The 18,292-nt window shown below is 71.2% G+C and carries 18 protein-coding genes; 9 read left to right on the forward strand and 9 right to left on the reverse strand.

Translation table 11 applies throughout. The annotated features are described in order from the left end of the window. Positions 1-170: 170 nt before the first annotated feature. Positions 171-1,241 (reverse strand): M4 family metallopeptidase, encoded by a 1,071-nt coding sequence (locus ACZ7HQ_RS01860; protein WP_470983347.1) that lies wholly within the window; start codon positions 1,239-1,241, stop codon positions 171-173. 344 nt (positions 1,242-1,585) lie between these two features. On the opposite strand from ACZ7HQ_RS01860, the gene leuA reads away from it, so the two are divergent. The 3 genes from leuA to ACZ7HQ_RS01875 all read left to right on the forward strand — a co-directional run bounded on the left by leuA (position 1,586) and on the right by ACZ7HQ_RS01875 (position 5,565). Further along, positions 1,586-3,307 carry a 2-isopropylmalate synthase gene (leuA, locus tag ACZ7HQ_RS01865; protein WP_470983350.1) on the forward strand — a complete coding sequence of 574 codons (1,722 nt, stop codon included), beginning with the start codon at positions 1,586-1,588 and terminating at the stop codon, positions 3,305-3,307. Between the two features lie 185 nt (positions 3,308-3,492). Continuing rightward, complete coding sequence (locus ACZ7HQ_RS01870; RefSeq protein ID WP_470983352.1) at positions 3,493-4,179, forward strand: TerB family tellurite resistance protein; 687 nt, start codon at positions 3,493-3,495, stop codon at positions 4,177-4,179. A 207-nt stretch (positions 4,180-4,386) separates the two neighbouring features. Beyond that, positions 4,387-5,565, forward strand: a complete 1,179-nt coding sequence (locus tag ACZ7HQ_RS01875; protein ID WP_470983356.1) for a sialidase family protein — start codon at positions 4,387-4,389, stop codon at positions 5,563-5,565. Here ACZ7HQ_RS01875 and ACZ7HQ_RS01880 read toward each other — a convergent pair. The 7 genes from ACZ7HQ_RS01880 to ACZ7HQ_RS01910 form a co-directional block, all read right to left on the reverse strand. After that, a complete protein-coding gene (locus tag ACZ7HQ_RS01880; protein ID WP_470983359.1) occupies positions 5,562-6,488 on the reverse strand; it encodes a dihydrodipicolinate synthase family protein in 927 nt (308 codons plus the stop codon). The genes ACZ7HQ_RS01875 and ACZ7HQ_RS01880 overlap by 4 nt on opposite strands. Further along, on the reverse strand, positions 6,489-7,493 hold the full coding sequence (locus ACZ7HQ_RS01885) for an oligopeptide/dipeptide ABC transporter ATP-binding protein (RefSeq protein WP_470983362.1): 1,005 nt from the start codon (positions 7,491-7,493) through the stop codon (positions 6,489-6,491). Beyond that, positions 7,490-9,454, reverse strand: a complete 1,965-nt coding sequence (locus ACZ7HQ_RS01890; protein ID WP_470983365.1) for a dipeptide/oligopeptide/nickel ABC transporter permease/ATP-binding protein — start codon at positions 9,452-9,454, stop codon at positions 7,490-7,492. The genes ACZ7HQ_RS01885 and ACZ7HQ_RS01890 overlap by 4 nt, the downstream gene beginning before the upstream one ends. After that, positions 9,454-10,410 (reverse strand): ABC transporter permease, encoded by a 957-nt coding sequence (locus tag ACZ7HQ_RS01895; RefSeq protein ID WP_470983367.1) that lies wholly within the window; start codon positions 10,408-10,410, stop codon positions 9,454-9,456. Before ACZ7HQ_RS01895 ends, ACZ7HQ_RS01890 begins: the two co-directional genes overlap by 1 nt. Before the next feature lie 4 nt (positions 10,411-10,414). Continuing rightward, entirely contained in the window at positions 10,415-12,025 is a 1,611-nt protein-coding gene (locus tag ACZ7HQ_RS01900) for an ABC transporter substrate-binding protein (RefSeq protein ID WP_470985161.1), read from the reverse strand. A gap of 314 nt (positions 12,026-12,339) precedes the next feature. Beyond that, complete coding sequence (locus ACZ7HQ_RS01905; protein WP_470983370.1) at positions 12,340-12,612, reverse strand: DUF397 domain-containing protein; 273 nt, start codon at positions 12,610-12,612, stop codon at positions 12,340-12,342. Continuing rightward, complete coding sequence (locus ACZ7HQ_RS01910; RefSeq protein WP_470983373.1) at positions 12,594-13,427, reverse strand: helix-turn-helix domain-containing protein; 834 nt, start codon at positions 13,425-13,427, stop codon at positions 12,594-12,596. The genes ACZ7HQ_RS01905 and ACZ7HQ_RS01910 overlap by 19 nt, the downstream gene beginning before the upstream one ends. Positions 13,428-13,599: 172 nt before the next feature. Here ACZ7HQ_RS01910 and ACZ7HQ_RS01915 point away from each other — a divergent pair, with 172 nt between their 5' ends. From ACZ7HQ_RS01915 to ACZ7HQ_RS01940, 6 genes are all read left to right on the forward strand, one after another. Continuing rightward, entirely contained in the window at positions 13,600-13,770 is a 171-nt protein-coding gene (locus ACZ7HQ_RS01915; protein ID WP_470983376.1) for a hypothetical protein, read from the forward strand. Next, positions 13,767-13,982, forward strand: coding sequence for a hypothetical protein (locus ACZ7HQ_RS01920; RefSeq protein ID WP_470983378.1), 216 nt, complete (start codon positions 13,767-13,769; stop codon positions 13,980-13,982). Before ACZ7HQ_RS01915 ends, ACZ7HQ_RS01920 begins: the two co-directional genes overlap by 4 nt. 283 nt (positions 13,983-14,265) lie before the next feature. Beyond that, positions 14,266-15,012 (forward strand): DNA repair protein RecO, encoded by a 747-nt coding sequence (gene recO, locus ACZ7HQ_RS01925; RefSeq protein ID WP_132783564.1) that lies wholly within the window; start codon positions 14,266-14,268, stop codon positions 15,010-15,012. An 18-nt stretch (positions 15,013-15,030) separates the two neighbouring features. Beyond that, the gene (locus ACZ7HQ_RS01930) at positions 15,031-15,879 is read left to right on the forward strand and encodes an isoprenyl transferase (RefSeq protein ID WP_470983381.1); all 849 of its coding nucleotides are present in this window, start codon (positions 15,031-15,033) and stop codon (positions 15,877-15,879) included. A 40-nt stretch (positions 15,880-15,919) separates the two neighbouring features. After that, the gene (locus ACZ7HQ_RS01935; protein WP_470983384.1) at positions 15,920-17,245 is read left to right on the forward strand and encodes a histidine-type phosphatase; all 1,326 of its coding nucleotides are present in this window, start codon (positions 15,920-15,922) and stop codon (positions 17,243-17,245) included. A gap of 36 nt (positions 17,246-17,281) precedes the next feature. Then, positions 17,282-17,824, forward strand: coding sequence for a YcxB family protein (locus ACZ7HQ_RS01940; RefSeq protein ID WP_470983387.1), 543 nt, complete (start codon positions 17,282-17,284; stop codon positions 17,822-17,824). Positions 17,825-17,826: 2 nt separating this feature from the next. Here the strand turns inward: ACZ7HQ_RS01940 and ACZ7HQ_RS01945 are convergent, their stop codons facing one another. Next, a complete protein-coding gene (locus tag ACZ7HQ_RS01945; RefSeq protein WP_470983390.1) occupies positions 17,827-18,246 on the reverse strand; it encodes a Fur family transcriptional regulator in 420 nt (139 codons plus the stop codon). Positions 18,247-18,292: the final 46 nt, after the last annotated feature.

The following is an 18,292-nucleotide window of genomic DNA, read 5'->3' on the forward strand; positions in this document are numbered from 1 at the left end:
TCCGGTGGAGGGTGGTCTCGGGAGGGAAGAGGAGACCCTGTTCGACGAGGCCCTACCACGAGAGCGTGTAGGACCGGTCCGGGTTTCCCCCTTCGCCCCGGCGCTCGATGCCCGCGAAACCGCCCGTGCGCCGTACTTGGATACGCATGGGTCCTATCTGTAGTACGGAACTACAGCGTTCGCACCCCGACCTGTTCCCAGGCCTTCTGCACGGCCTGGAGTTCGCCGCCCGCGCCGTACCGTTCCCGTGCCGCCTTGACCGTCAGGGTGGCGAAGTCGGCGAACTGCGCCTCCTGTTCCAGCGCGCCGCCGGTGAGCACGTCGTACCAGATCTGGCCGGCCTTCTCCCACGCCTGGCCGCCAATGGCCGTGGCGACCAGGTAGAAGGCGTGGTTGGGGATGCCGGAGTTGATGTGCACCCCGCCGTTGTCGCTGCCGGTGTGGACGTAGTGCTCCATCGTCGCCGGCTGCGGGTCCTTGCCCAGGTTCGGGTCGTCGTACGCCGTGCCGGGGGCCTTCATCGAGCGCAGCGCCGTGCCGTGGACGCGCGGGGCGAGCAGCCCGGCGCCGATCAGCCAGTCGGCCTCGGTGGCGGTCTGACCGAGCGTGTACTGCTTGATCAGCGAGCCGAAGACGTCCGAGACGGACTCGTTGAGCGCGCCGCTCTGGCCGAAGTAGGCCAGGTTGGCGGTGTGCTGGGTGACGCCGTGGGTCAGTTCGTGGCCGATGACGTCGACCGGGATGGTGAAGTCGAGGAAGACCTCGTTGTCGCCGTCGCCGAACACCATCTGCTCGCCGTTCCAGAAGGCGTTGTCGTAGTTCTCGCCGAAGTGGACCGTGGCGTCCAGGGGCATCCCGTCGCCGTCGATGGAGTGGCGGCCGTACGCCTTCAGGTACAGCTCGAAGGTGGCGCCGAGGCCCGCGTAGGCGCGGTTGACCGTGGCGTCCGAGCCCGGGTCCGAGCCCTCCGCGCGGACCTTCCTGCCGGGCAGGTCCTGGGTGTGGTGGGCGTCGTAGATCGTGCGGTGCGGCTGGTCGGCCGCCGCGCCGGCGGGTGCGGCGACGGAGGGCGCGCCGATCACCGTGGTCAGGCGGCGCTTGGTGCGCTGGTAGGCGTCGTGCTCCAGGGACCGGCGGGCCGGGCCGGAGAGCGCCGGGTCCTCGGCTCGGGCGAGCTGGTCGAGGACGTGCGGCGGCACGATCGTGCAGAAGACGGGCTCAAAGCCCCCGTTGGTCGTCATGCCCCGCACCATCGCACTCAGTGATGTCGCTGTCACTAGCTGCCACCATGATTGGTGAAATACCGGGACACGAAGCGCCACGCTCCGTGACGGTGTGGTAGGGCGATGTGGCGCTGCGCACTTTTTGTCCCTTTTGCGGCCACGGTCCCGCATACTGATACGCGTCCCCCGAGTCCGGGGCGGCTCGGCTAGGCTGCGGAGCATCATGCGTTTCGGGCTGCTTCTTCTTAGCTGCCGCGGCGAGGGCCTGTAGTCGAGGCCGACCCCCTCCCCGCGGAGCTTGGCGTTGCGTCGTCGGCCGTCCACTCGGACATCCGGACACCCCTCAAGGAGCCCACGCAATCATGGCCAACCGCCAGCAGCCCAGTTCCATGCCGATCCACAAGTACGGCCGCTACGAGCAGGTGGACATCCCGGACCGCACCTGGCCCGACCGGCGGACCACCGTCGCCCCGCGCTGGCTCTCCACCGACCTGCGCGACGGCAACCAGGCCCTGATCGACCCGATGTCGCCCGAGCGCAAGCGCCGGATGTTCGACCAGCTGGTCAAGATGGGCTACAAGGAGATCGAGGTCGGCTTCCCCGCCTCCGGCCAGACCGACTTCGACTTCGTGCGCTCGATCATCGAGGAAGAGGGCGCGATCCCGGACGACGTCACGATCTCCGTACTGACCCAGGCCCGTGAGGACCTGATCGAGCGGACCGTGGAGTCCCTGAAGGGCGCCAAGCGGGCCACCGTCCACCTGTACAACGCGACCGCCCCGGTCTTCCGCCGGGTCGTCTTCCGCGGCTCCAAGGACGACATCAAGCAGATCGCCGTCGACGGCACCCGCCTGGTGATGGAGTACGCCGAGAAGCTGCTGGGCCCCGAGACCGAGTTCGGCTACCAGTACTCGCCGGAGATCTTCACCGACACCGAGCTGGACTTCGCGCTGGAGGTCTGCGAGGCGGTCATGGACGTCTGGCAGCCCGGACCGGGGCGCGAGATCATCCTCAACCTGCCCGCCACCGTGGAGCGTTCGACCCCGTCCACGCACGCGGACCGCTTCGAGTGGATGCACCGCAACCTGACCCGCCGCGAGTACGTCTGCCTGTCCGTCCACCCGCACAACGACCGCGGTACGGCCGTGGCGGCGGCCGAACTGGCCGTGATGGCCGGCGCCGACCGCGTCGAGGGCTGCCTGTTCGGACAGGGCGAGCGCACCGGCAACGTCGACCTGGTCACCCTGGGCATGAACCTGTTCTCGCAGGGCGTCGACCCGCAGATCGACTTCTCCGACATCGACGAGATCCGTCGTACGTGGGAGTACTGCAACCAGATGGAGGTCCACCCGCGCCACCCGTACGTGGGCGACCTGGTCTACACGTCCTTCTCCGGCTCCCACCAGGACGCCATCAAGAAGGGCTTCGACGCCATGGAGGCCGACGCCAGGGCCAAGGGCGTCACCGTCGACGACATCGAGTGGGCGGTGCCGTACCTGCCGATCGACCCGAAGGACGTCGGCCGCTCCTACGAGGCCGTCATCCGCGTCAACTCGCAGTCCGGCAAGGGCGGTATCTCCTACGTCCTGAAGAACGACCACAAGCTGGACCTGCCGCGCCGGATGCAGATCGAGTTCTCGAAGCTCATCCAGGCGAAGACCGACGCCGAGGGCGGCGAGATCACGCCGAACGAGATCTGGGTGGTCTTCCAGGACGAGTACCTGCCGAATCCGGACAATCCCTGGGGCCGCATCCAGGTCCGGACGGGCCAGTCGACCACGGACACCGACGGCGTCGACACCCTGACGGTCGAGGCGACCGTGGACGGCGAGGACACGGTCCTGACCGGCTCCGGCAACGGTCCGATCTCGGCCTTCTTCGACGCCCTGCAGTCCATCGGCATCGACGTGCGCCTGCTGGACTACCAGGAGCACACGATGAGCGAGGGCGCCTCCGCGCAGGCCGCCTCCTACATCGAATGCGCGATCGACGGCAAGGTCTTGTGGGGCATCGGCATCGACGCGAACACGACGCGTGCGTCGCTGAAGGCGGTCGTCTCGGCCGTCAACCGCGCGGCCCGCTGACCACTCCTGACCGGGAGTTTCGGCGCCCCGACCGCTGTATACGGCGGTCGGGGCGCCGTCGATTGTCGGCCATCGTGTTGCCCAGGTCACGGACAGGTCTCTTCCGGGGTACTGACTCAGCGTCCGTGATGTGGCTAACATCACGCCAGCGCGGCGATGTTGCCGTGCGGTTACGGAGGTGCGACGTGCTGCCAGTACGGGGACGAGACGGCCAGGCCCTGCGCTTCCTGGGCACCCGCACCGCGTGGACACCGATCGGGGACGGCGAGTTCTTCTGCCCCGGCTGCGGAGGCGACCGCAACTACCAGCGGCTCACCGGGCGCCGCCGGCTCACCCTGCTGGGGCTGCCGCTGCTCCCGCGCGGCACGGCCGGACCGGTCGTGGAGTGCGCCGCCTGCCGCCACCACTACGGCACCGACGTCCTCGACCACCCCACCACCCGCCGCTTCTCGGCGATGCTCCGCGACGCCGTGCACACCGCCGCCCTCGCCGTGCTCGCCGCGGGCGGCACCTCCTCCCGCACGGCCCTGGAGACGGCCGCGGGCGCCGTGCGCGCGGCCGGCTTCGACGGCTGCACCGAGGACCAGCTGGCCGCCCTGGTGGACGCCCTGGCGGCCGACACCGGCCGGGTCCTCGGCGGGCCGGGCGGCACGAGCCTGACCATAGAGCTGCACGAGGCCCTGGACCCGCTCGCCCCCCACCTCGCCCCGGCCGGTCGCGAGTCCCTGCTCCTCCAGGCCGCCCGCATCGCCCTCGCCGACGGCCCCTACACCCCCGCCGAACGCGACGCCCTCACGACCGTGGGCGCGGCCCTGACCATCTGCGCCGACGACGTGGCCCGCCTCCTGGCCGCCGCCCGCACACCGTCCTGACCCGACCGCGGCCGGCCTGGGGCCTGTCCGGCGGATCGGCCGACCGGGCGGTTCCGGCGGGCCGCCCGGCGACCGTCGCGGGTGACCTTCCGCGGCTGTCCTACCGCGCGTTCCGGGAGCCGTCCGGGGTGCGCGCGACGCCGAGACCGCCCATATGAGTGATCCTCAGGACGAATCAGGACCGATGGTTCCGGGGACCATGGGTGGGTGACACCGAAGAGCCGCACCCTGCTCACCGCCCTCGCGCTGCTCACCTCGCTCGCCGCCCGCCCTCCCGCCCACGCCGCCTCCGGCTGCGCGTCCTCAAAGCCGTACGTGTCGGGGAAGGGCGGCTACCACACCTACCGCATCCCGGCCGCGGTCAGGACCTGGGACGGCGCGGTCCTGGCCTTCGCCGAGGGACGGCACGACAGCGCGGGCGACAGCGGGGACATCGACGTCGTGCTGCGCCGCTCCACCGACGGCGGCTGCACCTGGGGCCCCCTGAAGGTGGTGGCCGCGGGCCACGGGGACACCCGGGGCAACCCGGCACCGGTCGTGGACCCCCGCACCGGCGCCGTCATCCTCGTGACCTGCGGCAACAGCGGTTCGGTGACGGAGCGGCAGATCATGCGGGGCGAGGTCCCGGACGAGCGGGGCCGCCGGGTGTTCGTGCAGCGCAGCAGGGACGACGGCCGCCACTTCACCGCCCCGGTGGACATCACCGCGCAGGTGAGGCGGCCCGGCTGGCGCTGGTACGCCACCGGACCCGGCCACGCGGTGGCCCTCACCCGGGGCCCGCACCCCGGCCGCCTGCTGGTCCCGGCCAACCACTCCGCCGCCCCGCCCGCGGGCTCCTCCGACACCGGCCAGGAGGCGAGGTACTACGGCGGTCACGCCCTCTACAGCGACGACGGCGGCCGCACCTGGCACCTGGGATTCGTGGACGCCGCCTACGACGGCGTGACCAACGCCAACGAGACCAGCGCCACCCAACTCCCCGACGGCCGCCTCTACTTCAGCGCCCGCGACCAGGGCGGCAGCGCGCCCGGCAACCGCCTCGACAGCTACTCCTCCGACGGCGGCGGCACCCTCGACCGTCCCTACGCCACCCAGCCCACGCTGGACGACGTCCCCGTGGTCCAGGGCAGCGTCCTCCAACTCCACGGCACCAGCGCCCCGCTGGTGTTCTCGGCGCCCTCCGTGCCCACCGCCCGCCGCGCCCTGGCCCTCTGGGCGAGCAGGGACGCCGGCCGCACCTTCACCCGGCTGCTCACCCTCTCCGACCGGCCGGCCGCCTACTCCGACCTCGTCCAGCTGGGCCACGGCACGGTCGGCGTCCTGTACGAGACGGGGACCATCCACGCCTACGACACCCTGGAGTTCCGCAGAGTGCCCCTCCCTTAGAGCAGCCCGGCCGCCGCCAGGAACTTCCCCACCCTCTCCACCTCCTCGCCGGACAACGGCACCTGCGGCTCGGCCGTCACCGCACAGTCGATGACCCCCCGCAGGTGCAGCGCGGCCTTGAACGCGCCCAGCGCCGCCGAACTGCCGCCCATCCGCGCCGGGTCCCCGGCCGAGACCATCCCGAACAGCGCGCACAGCCGCTCCTGCTCGGCCCGCGCCCCGTCCCAGTCGCCGGCCCGGCACATCCGGTACAGCCGGACGTACCCGTGCGGGTCGACGTTGGCCAGCCCCGGCACGGCCCCGTCGGCGCCCAGCGCCAGCGCGGAGTCCACGATCAGCTCCGAGCCGGTCAGCACGCTGAACCCGGTCGTGGCCCGGGAGCCGGTGACGACCTCACGGAACGCGCCCAGGTCCCCGCTGGAGTCCTTGATCCCGGCCAGCACCCCGTCGGCGGCAAGACCCAGCACCAGGTCGGCGGGCAGCTTGGTGTGCACGGCGGCGGGAATGTCGTAGGCGATGACCGGCACCTCGGAGGCGGCGGCGATCCGGCGGTAGTGGTGGACGATCTCGGAGCGGTGGGTGCGGGCGTAGAACGGGGCGGTCACGACGACGGCCTGCGCGCCGGCCGCCGTCACCGCCCTGACGTGGTCCAGGACGCGCGGGGTGGTCATGTCGATGGCGCCCGCGAGGACGGGCAGCCGTCCGCCCACATGGCCGGACACCGCCTCGACGACCTGCCGGCGCTGCCGGTCGGTCAGGAACGCGGCCTCGGACGTGGACCCCAGCAGGAACAGCCCGTGCACCCCGCCGTCCATCAGATGGTCGACCAGCCTGAGCAGCGAGGGGACGTCCACCTCGCGCCGCGGTGTCAGGGGCGTGCAGACGGGCGGGACGACACCGGTGAGCGGGGCGGGGAACGTCATTCAGGGCTCCTGGCGTGCTAGGTCGCGGGTCGGCTGGTCCTCCTCCACAGGATGGTGGCAGCGGTAGCGGTGCCCGGGCCGTGACGCGGCCGAGAAATCCGGCATCGCCTCGGCGCACAGCCCGTCCGCCTTCCAGCAGCGGGTGCGGAACGGGCAGCCGCTCGGGGGCCGGGTCGCCGAGGGCACCGGACCGGTCAGCGGGATCGGGTCGATCGGGTCCAGCAGGCCGGGCGTGGCCGAGAACAGGGCGCGCGTGTACGGGTGCCGGGCGGCGTCGGTGACCCGGTCGGCCGGGGTCTCCTCCACGATCCGGCCCAGGTACATGGTGACCACCCGGTCGCTCATCCGCCGTACCGTCTGGATGTCGTGCGAGACGAACACCAGGGCCAGACCGAGGCGTTCCCTCAGGTCCAGCAGGAGGTTCAGGATCTGCGCGCGCACCGACACGTCCAGCGCGCTGGTCGGCTCGTCGGCGACGACCAGCGCCGGGTCGAGGGCCAGCGCCCGGGCGATGGCGACGCGCTGCCGCTGGCCGCCGGAGAGCTGGCCGGGCAGGGCGTCGGCCAGCGCCCCGGGGAGGCCGACGAGTGCCATCAACTCCCTGACGCGTTCCTCCCGTTCGGCCCGGCTGCCGCGGTCGTGGACGTCCAGCGGGTCGCGCAGGATCCGGCGTACCGTCAGCCGCCGGTTCAGCGCGGTCGACGGGTCCTGGAAGACCATGCCGACACCCGCCCCGACGGCGGCCCGGCGCTCGGCGGGCGGCATCGTCCACAGGTCACGGGCCTGGAACGCCACCGTCCCCGAGGCCGGCCGCTGGACGCCCACCAGCACCCGCGCCAGGGTCGACTTCCCGCACCCGGACTCGCCGACCACGCCCACCGTCTCCCCGGCGGCCACGGTGAGGTCGGCACCGGTCAGGGCGTACACCCGGTCGCGCCGCAGCAGCCCGCCGCCGCGGGCCCGGTGCACCACATGGACGTCCCGCACCGCGACGACGGCGTTCACCGCACCACCTCGTTCTCCACCGGTACCGCCGGGTGATGGCAGGCGGCCGCGTGGCCGGCCGTACCGGCGAGGTGCGGCGCGCTCGTGTGGCACACCTCGGTCGCCAGCGGGCAGCGGTCGGCGAAGCGGCAGCCCGCCGGGAAGTCGGCCGGGGCCGGCACGACCCCCTTGATCTGCGTCATCCGTTCCTCGGCCGACTCCAGCGACAGCACGCTGCCGAGCAGGCCGCGCGTGTAGTGGTGGGCCGGTGCCGCCACCAGGTCGGCGGTCACCCCGCTCTCCACGATCTGACCGCCGTACATCACCACCACCCGGTCGGTGACGTCGGCGACCAGCGCCAGATCGTGCGAGACCAGGAGCAGTGCGAAGCCGAGCTCCCCGCGCAGCCGCAGCAGCAGCTCCATCACCTGGGCCTGCACGGTGACGTCCAGGGCGGTCGTCGGCTCGTCGGCGACGATCAGCCGGGGTTCGCGGGACAGGGCCATGGCGATGAGCACGCGCTGGCGCTGCCCGCCGGACAGTTCGTGCGGATAGCTGCGCAGGGTGCGGTCGGGGTCCAGGCCGACCAGCTCCATGAGTTCGCGCGGACTGCGCCGGCCGCCGCGCCGCACGAGCTGCTTCAGCTGGGCGCGGACGGTCATCGCCGGGTTCAGCGCGGACAGGGCGTCCTGGTGGACCATCGCCATCTCGTGCCCGAGCAGCCGCCGCCGTACCCGCATCGGCTCGGTGAGCAGGTCCCGCTGCCAAAACCGCACCTGGCCGCCGACGCGCGCGCCCCTCGGCTGCAGCCCCATGACCGTGAGCGCGGTGAGCGACTTCCCGCAGCCCGACTCGCCCACCAGGCCGAGCACCTCACCCGGGTACACCTCGAAGCTGACCCCGGCCACGACGTCCACGCCCCGGTGCCGGTCCGGGAAGCCGATGGTGAGGTTCTCCACCGCGAGCACCGGCTGCCCGCCGCGGTCGGGCAGCGGCCGGGCGCGGGCCCGCAGCCGCCGGGCGGCCTCCGCCAGCCCGGGCAGCTCCAGCACCTGACCGCTGCCGGGCTCCGGCGCCTGCAGCCGGTCCTTCGGTGCCTCCACCTCCCTGGGCGCCGGTGCCGCCCAGGCGTCGGACACACCCTCGGAGAGGATGTTCAGCGACAGCACGGTCAGCAGGATCAGCAGCCCGGGAAAGACGGTCGCCCACCAGCCGCCGGTCAGCACCATGTTCCTGCCGTCGGCGATGACACTGCCCCAGGACGGGTCCGGTGGCCGCACTCCGGCGCCGATGAAGGACAGCGACGCCTCGAACACGATCGCCTCGGCCACCTGGACCGTGCAGAAGACGAGCACGGGGGCGGCGCAGTTCACGGCCACGTGCCGCAGCACGATGTGCGGGGTACGGGCGCCGATCACCCGTTCCGCCGTGACGTAGTCCTCGCCGTACTGGTCGAGGACGTTGGCCCGGACGACCCGGGCGACGGGCGGTGTGAACAGGAAGGCGAGGGCACAGATCAGCACGCCGATCCCGCCGCCGAACACGGCGACCAGCACGGCCGCGAGCGCGATCCCCGGGAACGCCATCACCACGTCCAGGCAGCGCATCAGCGTCTCGTCGACCGCCTTGCGGGAGGTGGCGGCCAGCGCTCCGACGACGGCGCCCACGAGCAGGGCGAGCCCGGTCGCGCCCAGCCCGATCGCCAGCGACCAGCGGGCCCCGTACATCAGCCGGCTCAGGACGTCCCGGCCGAGGCTGTCCTGTCCCAGCCAGTGCGCGGCGGACGGATGCCCGCTGCCGCCGACCGGGTCCTGCTGGTCGAGCGGATCGTCCGGGGCGAGGAGGGGGGCGAGTACGGCGACGAGGCAGACGAGGGCCAGAAAACAGACGGCGGCCTTCGACGACAGCGGCAGCCGGCGCAGGCCGCGCAGCCGGACGCCGGGCCGCAGGAGCCGCTGGGTGAGGCTCGCACGCGTGACCATCAGGCCGCCCTCAGTCGTGGGTTGACGAGCAGGTGGAGGATGTCGATGACGAGGTTGACGACGACGAACCCGGTGGCGGTGGTGAGCACGACGCCCTGCACCACCGCCGGGTCGCCGTTCTGCACGGCGTCGATCATCAGCTTGCCCATGCCGGGCAGCGAGAAGATCGTCTCGATGACGACCGCGCCGCCGAGGAGGTAGCCGACCCGCAGCCCGAGCACCGTCAGCGGATTGACCAGGGCGTTCCTGAGGACGTTCCGGCCGACCACGACCCGGGGCGGCAGCCCGTTGCCGATCGCGGTGCGTACGTAGTCCTTGTCCAGCTCCTCCACCACTGAGGTCCGCACGATCCGGGTGAGCTGGGCGGCCACCGGCAGGGAGAGGGCGAACGCGGGCAGCGCCATGGTCCGCAGCCAGCCGGTGAGGGAGTCGGCCGGGTTGATGTAGCCGCCGGTCGGGAACCAGCCGCGGTCCACCGCCAGGTACTGGATCATCAGCAGCGCCAGCCAGAAGCCGGGCGCCGCCACCCCGACCAGTGACAGGACCCGGATGACCTGGTCCGGCACCCGGTCCCGGTGGACGGCCGCCGTGACCCCGCCGGCCAGCGCCAGCACCACCGCGATCGCGAGGCCGAGGAACGTCAGCTGGAGGGTGAGCGGCAGCGCGGTGGTGACCTGGTCGACGACCGGAGCCCGGGTCAGGGCGCTGGTGCCGAGGTCGCCGTGGAGGAGGTCGCCGACGAAGTGGACGTAGCGCACGGGGAGCGGATCCAGCAGGCCGTTGCGCTCCCGGAAGTCGTGCAGCTGCCGCGGGGTCGGGTTCGCCCCCTGGAAGAACGCGGACGCCGGGTCGACGTCCGAGAACCGCATGACCAGGAACACGAACAGCACGATCCCGAGCAGCAGCGGCACGAGCAGTGCGATGCGGCGGAGCAGGATCCGCACGACGGCCGTCATGCCGTCAGATCCACTTGGCCTGGAGCAGGTTGATCCCCGGGTACGGCTGTGCCCTTATGCCGCTGAGGTCGCGTGGGTCCCAGGCCGTCATCAGTTCGTTGTGGACCACCGGGTACAGCACGGCCTGCTCGGCGACGACGTCGATGTAGTCCTGGATCATCGTCTTCTTCTTCGCCGGGTCCGGCTCCCGGGTCGCTCGGTCCATGGCCGTGAAGAGCTGCCTGGCGACGGGGTTGTCGGCCCAGCGGGTGTACCCCATCCACAGGTTCTGCGGCCCGTGGTTGTAGTGCATGATCAGGTCGGCGTCGAGCCCGAACTGGTTGGGGTTCGAGGCGGCGGCGACCACCTGGTAGTCCTGCTTCTGGTCCATCTTCGTGAAGACGGCGGTGGTCTCCTGCGGCGCGAGGGTGGTCTCCACGCCGATCGCGTCCCACGAGGACTTGATGGTCGGCAGACAGTCCACGATCCAGCTGACGTCGACCGCGAGGACGTCGACCTTCAGCCGGGTGACCCCGGCTGCCTTGAGGAGCGCTTTCGCCCGGCCGGGGTCGTGGTCGTAGACGGTCCTGGCCCGCCGGTAGCCCGGGTTGCCCTCGTTGAGGAAGGACGACGCGGGCTTCCCGTGCCCCTTCAAGGCCACCTGCACCATCTTCTCGGTGTCGATGGCGTAGTGGAGGGCCTGCCGCACCCGGACGTCGTCGAATGGCTTGTGCCGGGTGTTGAACATCAGGAAGAGGTTGTTCATCCCGGCGCCGCCCGCGACCTTCAGGCCGCCCTGCTCCAGCCGGGAGATGTTGGCGTACGGGATGTTGTCCGCGATCTGCGCCCCCGCGCCGGTCCCGGAGATCTTCGCGACGCGGGAGGCGGCGTCCACGATGGTCAGCCAGTTCATGCGCCTGAATGCGGGCGGGCGGGGGCCGTTGTAGGCACCGAAGGCCTCGAAGGTGGTGTTCGACTTCGGGTGGTGCGCGGTCTGCCGGTACGGCCCCGAGCCGACGGCCAGCCCCTTGACGGCGTCGTCCCAGGCACCGGGCGCGGAGAAGACGTGCTTCGGCATGATCTTGGCCAGGGTGAGCCGGGACAGGCCGTCGGGGAAGGGGAACCTGAGGGCGAGCTCGACCGTGTGCGGGTCGACCTTCCGCACGCCCTTCAGCCAGCTCTCGAAGAAGCCCTTGGCGAGGGTGGGGGTGCGGGGGTCGAGGATCCGGTCGAAGACGAACACGACGTCGTCGGCGGTGACGGGCCTGCCGTCGTGGAAGGTGGCGCCGGAGCGGAGCGTGAAGCGCCACGTGGTGGCGTTCGCGTCCTTCGGGACCTCGGTGGCGAGCGCCGGATACGGCACCCGGCTGATCGGGTCGGTGTCCAGCAGCCCCTCGTAGATGTGGTTGTTGGCGGCCATCGCGAACGCCGACGCCGTCTGGGTCGGGTCCCAGCTGCCGTCGTTGCCGTAGCCGATCACGGCGGTCAGGGTCCGGTCTTTGCCGCTCCCGCCGCTCCCGGTGTCGTTCGTGGACTCCGGGCCGGCGGAGCAGCCGGCCAGCGCGGGCGGCAGGACGGCGGTCAGGCCGAGCGCGCCGAGGCCCTTCAGAAAGGTCCGCCGATACGGGGCCGGCATGCCGCGGGTCACGTCGTCACGCACGGGTCCTCCAGCGAGGTCGGGGAAGGGGAGGAGAGGAGGTACGACGTCCTATGTCCGGTTGGTCAGCGACCATAGGAGGGCCCCAAGGGGTGGTCAAGAGCACGCACACGAATGGCGTAGCCACCACAGGTCGCACCAATGGCGGCCGGGGGAGAGGTCCGGTTCCGGTACGCCCGGATTCGCCGAGTGGCACGGCACACATCATCGACGAGGAACTGACCCGCGCGCTGCCCGCGCCGGCTCCCGCACCCCCGCCGCGGCGGCCCGCTCGGCCAAGTGGACGGTGTGCCTCAGGATTCCAGGGCGCCGATGAACTCCGTCCACGCGGACGCCCCGATCACGAGCACCGCACCACCCGGCACCTTGCTGTCCCGGACGGGCACGACACCGGGGACTCCGTCGGCGACCTCGACGCAGTCGCCGCCCTCGCCGTTGCTGTACGTGCTCTTGCGCCAGCGGGCGGCGCCGGGGAAGTCGTACGCTACCTCGACGCAGTCGCCGCCGTTGCCGTCGCTGTGGCTGCTCTTGCGCCAGTGCGCGTTGCTCAGGTCGTACTCGCGCATCGTGTGAAGTCCTCCGCCGTCGACTCGATCAGGGCCCGGGACGCCTCCGGCGACAGCGCGGCGGCCCTGAGCAGATCGTATGACGCGCCCGCACGCTTCACCACAGCCGGATTGTCCAGCAGGGTTCCCGAATACACGGCTTCTGTATAGGCCGTTGGCGGAGCCTCCTCGAACTCCATGAGCTTCAGCATCCCGTTCATGAGCGAGTAGGGCCCGGCTGCGTACGGCAGCACCTGCACCAGCGCCGTCCGTCCCCGCGCGAGCGCTGAGACGTGTTCCAGTTGCTCCGCCATGACGGCAGGGCCGCCGACCGGAATACGCAGTACGTTCTCGTGCAGAACCACCCAGTACACGGGGCGTGTTGCGTCCTTGAGGATGTGCTGGCGCTCCAGTCGGCCCTGCACCTTGTCCTCGATGTACACGTCTGACGCGAACGGGTTCATCGCCAGAGTGACCGCTCGCGCGTACCCCGCTGTCTGCAACAGGCCCGGCACCAGCGCGGGCGCGAACTCACAGATCCGCGTAGCCACCCGCTCCAGCTCCACGACCTCCGCGAAGTACTCCGCGTACCGCCGGTCGTCGATCAGCTTCCGGCACAGCCGCTCGAAAATACCGTCGGTTTGCAGGACCTCGTCGATCCGCTGGGCGATATCCAGCTGAGGTTTTCGAATGGCCTGCTCGAACTGTCCGATGTAAGCGCCGGAGACGAAGACGCGTGCCGCCAGCTCCACCTGGGTGAATCCGGCGTCTTCCCGGCGCCTTTTCAGCTCCGTGCCGAAGAACTCCCATACCGCCTGCCGCGAACCGCTGGCCATGGCCAACCCCCTTGGTCTGCCTCGTGCTTGTAGGGCGCAGACTCCTGGCGAGTGTAGTGGCGGAGAGTCACTCTGGGTGTGCGAAGCGTGAAACTGCAAAAGGAAGGGGAGCACGGTGAGGGCGCGACGGACCACACACTCGGCTTTGTGTGTCGAAGAGGCGGAGGACACCTTGGAGGAATTGCGGTCGGCTTTCGGGAAGGCCGGGATCGTGCTGCCGTCACTCGGCCTGGACCCGGTGAGTCTCGCGCGGGAGGCGCCCTGTCCGCTGGTCGAACTGGGCCGGTGTTCCGTGGACACCGCACGGCGGCTCGCGGCCGTCCTGACGGGGATGGCGCGGTGAAGCCGCCCGTCGGTAGCCACGTGATGGACACCCGTACCGGCAGGGTCGGCATCGTCATGGGGCACGAGGGGCCGTACGTGCAGTTGAGACCGTACGGCGGCGGGCGGGAGTGGGACGCGGAGCCGGGCGCGCTGCGCACCGCCACCCCCGCCGAGCGGCTGAGCGCGGCGACCGCGCACGCCAACGCCCGGAGCCGCGGCGAGCTGCTCTAGCCATCTCCCCAGATATCAGGACATGCGTGGTGGGCACGCCCTACATTGAGCCGGGCCGCTCGGGGGAGCGGCCGGGGGTATGCGGAGGGGGCTCACGCATGGAGATACGAGTCAGGGTCGCGCGCGTCCGTCCGTCCGGCGACGGCGTGACCGGTGAGCGGAGTGACACCGAGGGGTGGACGGAGTCGTTCGCCGAAGGAGGAGGTCGACGCCCGCATCGAGGAGGAGCGCCCGCGATGGCGGATCTGCGCGGGCGCCACCCGGAGTGGTTCAGAATGGTCTCATGAGTCTGTTCCGCGACGACGGCATCGTGCTGCGCACCCAGAAGCTGGGTGAGGCGGACCGGATCATCACGCTGCTCACGCGCGGTCACGGGCGGGTGCGGGCCGTGGCCCGGGGCGTGCGGCGGACCAAGTCGAAGTTCGGGGCCCGGCTGGAGCCCTTCTCGCACGTCGACGTGCAGTTCTTCGCGCGGGGGAGCGAACTGGTCGGGCGCGGGCTCCCGCTGTGCACACAGAGCGAGACCATCGCGCCGTACGGCGGCGGGATCGTGACCGACTACGCCCGGTACACCGCCGGGACGGCCATGCTGGAGACGGCCGAGCGGTTCACCGACCACGAGGGGGAGCCGGCGGTGCAGCAGTACCTGCTGCTGGTCGGCGCACTGCGGACGCTGGCACGCGGGGAGCACGCGCCCCACCTCGTCCTCGACGCCTTCCTGCTGCGCTCCCTCGCCGTCAACGGATACGCCCCGAGCTTCGGCGACTGCGCGAAGTGCGGGATGCCCGGGCCGAACCGGTTCTTCTCGGTGGCCTCCGGCGGGTCCGTCTGCGCCGACTGCCGGGTGCCCGGGAGTGTCGTACCGTCGCCGCAGACCCTGGTGCTGCTCGGGGCGCTGCTTACGGGAGACTGGGAGACGGCGGACGCGTGCGAGGCCCGGTACGTCCGCGAGGGCAGCGGGCTCGTGTCCGCCTACCTGCACTGGCATCTGGAGCGCGGGCTGCGTTCGCTCAGGTACGTCGAGAAGTAAGAGGGAGACGAGAAGCACATGGTCGTACGCGGGATCCTGGGGCGCCAGCGGCGCGAGTACAAGGCGCCGGAGCCGCATCCGTCCGGTGCGCGTGCGCCCAAGCTCCCGGGTGAGCTGGTGCCGAACCACGTGGCGATCGTCATGGACGGCAACGGCCGGTGGGCCAAGGAGCGGGGCCTGCCGCGCACGGAGGGGCACAAGGTGGGGGCCGAGCGGGTGCTCGACGTCCTCCAGGGGTCCATCGAGATCGGTGTGCGCAACATCTCCCTGTACGCCTTCTCCACCGAGAACTGGAAGCGGTCGCCCGACGAGGTCCGCTTCCTGATGAACTTCAACCGGGACTTCATCCGCAAGACCCGCGACCAGCTCGACGGGCTCGGCATCCGGGTGCGCTGGGTGGGGCGCATGCCCAGGCTGTGGAAGTCGGTCGCCAAGGAGCTGCAGGTCGCCCAGGAGCAGACCAAGGACAACGACCTGCTCACGCTGTACTTCTGCATGAACTACGGCGGCCGGGCCGAGCTCGCCGACGCGGCGAAGGCGCTGGCCGAGGACGTGAAGGCGGGACGGCTGGACCCGGCGAAGGTCAGCGAGAAGACCATCCAGAAGTACCTGTACTACCCGGACATGCCGGACGTGGACCTGTTCCTGCGTCCGAGCGGCGAGCAGCGCACCTCCAACTACCTGCTCTGGCAGAGCGCGTACGCCGAGATGGTCTTCCAGGACGTGCTGTGGCCCGACTTCGACCGCCGTGACCTGTGGCGGGCCTGCATGGAATTCGCCTCCCGGGACCGGCGGTTCGGCGGGGCCGTCCCGAACGAGGAACTCCTGGTCATGGAGGCCGCCATGAAGGGTGATTCCACCTCGTAGCAACCGCCGGTTCATCCGGGCCGCCGAGGATGCGGGACTCATGAGACGTCTCATCCCTGCCCTCGCCCTCGGCGCCCTGCTGCTCACCGCGCTGCCCGCGCACGCCGCCGACGGCCCCGCGCACCGCGAGAGTTACGGCACCAAGGCCCCCTACGAGCCCGAGCAGAGCGCGCACACCTATGAGCGGCCCCCGGCCGGGTACACGGCCGTCTTCACCGAGAACGTCTCCCGGCACGGCTCGCGTGCGGCGACCGGCAGCGAGGACGGCGACCTGATCCTCCCGCTCTGGGACAAGGCGCAGGAACAGGAGCAACTCACCGACGGAGGTGAGGAGTTCGGCCCAGTCGTGCGGGCCCTCTTGGCCGCCATGGACAAGGTCGGGTACGGCAACCTCAGCGGGCGCGGGCGGCAGGAGATGCGGGACACGGCGACGCGCACGGAGCACCGCCTGCCCACCCTGTTCGCGCGGATCGCCGACGAGGGCGAGAAGATCGACGTGGTCAGCTCCGGGCAGGGGCGGGCCGTGGACAGCGCGGGCGAGTACACGGGCGCGCTCGCCGCGGCCGACCCGGCGCTGGCGCCGCTGATCGGCGGGACCCGCACCGACAAGGACCTGCTGTACTTCCACAAGGCGGCGGGCGGTGCGGCCTACCGCGACTACATCGCGCACGACCAGCGGCTCAGGGACACCCTGAACTCGATCACCGGCCAGCCCAGGACGCACGAGGCCGCGCGCGGTGTCCTGCGGCGGATCTTCAAGGAGCCGTTCGTCGAGCAGATCACCGACCAGGTCGGCGCCGCGCAGGCCGTCTACGACCTGTACGCCATCGCGCCGGCGATGATCCAGGAGAGCCCCGGCGGCGAGGGCTGGGGCATGGACCGCTTCGTCTCCCGCTCGGACGCGGCCTGGTTCGGCTACCTCTCCGACGCCGAGGACTTCTACGAGAAGGGCCCCGGCTTCCTCGACAGCGACATCACCTACAAGATGGCCGGCGTCCTCCTCGACGACTTCTTCCGGCAGGCCGAGGCCAAGCGGGCCGGCACCAGCGATCTCGGCGCCGAGCTGCGCTTCACCCACGCCGAGGAGATCATTCCGCTGGCCGCGCTCATGGGGCTGCCGGGCAGCACGAAGCCGGCGGCGCCGGGCGAGCCGTACACCTACGCCGGCAACCCCTGGCGGGGCGCCTCCGTCGCTCCCCTCGGCGCGAACATCCAGTGGGACGTCTTCCAGAAGGGCGACCGGTACCTGGTCCGCATGCTCTACAACGAGAAGGAGACGGCGTTCAGGGCGGGTTGCCGCCCGATCGCCGAAGGCAGCGCGTTCTACGACCTGGACGAACTGGAGCGCTGCTTCGGACGGGCCTGACCACGGCGCCGGCCGGCTTCTGTACGATCCCGCCTCATGGTCATGGACATGGAGAAGGGGCGGGATCCTGTGCAGGACGTCGTGGAACTGAGATACAGACCGGAGGTCGAGGACTTCACCTCGGCGCTACGGGCACGCTCGCGGGTGAGCCGGACCGGATGGATCCAGCGGTGGCTGCCCTTCGTGCTGGGCTTCGGTGTCCTCGTGGAGGTCGTGCCGCTCGTCACCGGGTCCGGCCACGTCTCGCCCGGCATGCTGACGACGATGGCCGTGACCCTCACGCTGTTGCTGCTCATGCCGTGGCTGCAGGCCCGCACGGTCAAGCGGCTCGCCGAACGGCAGGGGGAGTTCCGGGTGACGGTGTCGGACGCCGGTGTCACGGTGATCAACGACAACGTCACGGCGTCCGTCCGCTGGGCCGCGCAGCCCCGTTACCGGGAGACCTCGCGGGTGTTCGTCCTCCTCAGCGACGACAGGTACGCGACGGGATTCACCACGCTCCCCAAGCGGGGACTCGCCGACCCGGCCGACGCGGACCGCCTGCGCAGCCTCCTGGACCGGCACCTCACCCGCGTCTAGGCCTACGGTGCCGACCCCTGCGCACAGTCGGCACAGGTGCCGAAGATCTCCACCGTGTGCGCCACGTTCACATACCCGTGCTCCGCCGCGATCGCCTCGGCCCACTTCTCCACGGCCGGGCCCTCCACCTCCACCGCCTTGCCGCAGGCGCGGCAGACCAGGTGGTGGTGGTGCTCCCCGGAGGCGCAGCGCCGGTAGACGGACTCGCCGTCGGACGTGCGCAGGACGTCGACCTCGCCGGCGTCGGCGAGGGACTGCAGGGTGCGGTACACCGTCGTGAGCCCGACCGAGTCGCCCTTGTGCTTGAGCATGTCGTGCAGTTCCTGCGCGCTGCGGAACTCCTCGACCTCGTCCAGGGCCGCCGCCACGGCTGCACGCTGGCGGGTCGCGCGGCCCTTCACGGGCGGTCCAGCGGTCGTCACCGTTGTCTCCTCACGTCTCGCTACTGCCCGGGCGGCCATTGTGCCA

Source organism: Streptomyces sp. NPDC037290 (assembly GCF_055603245.1).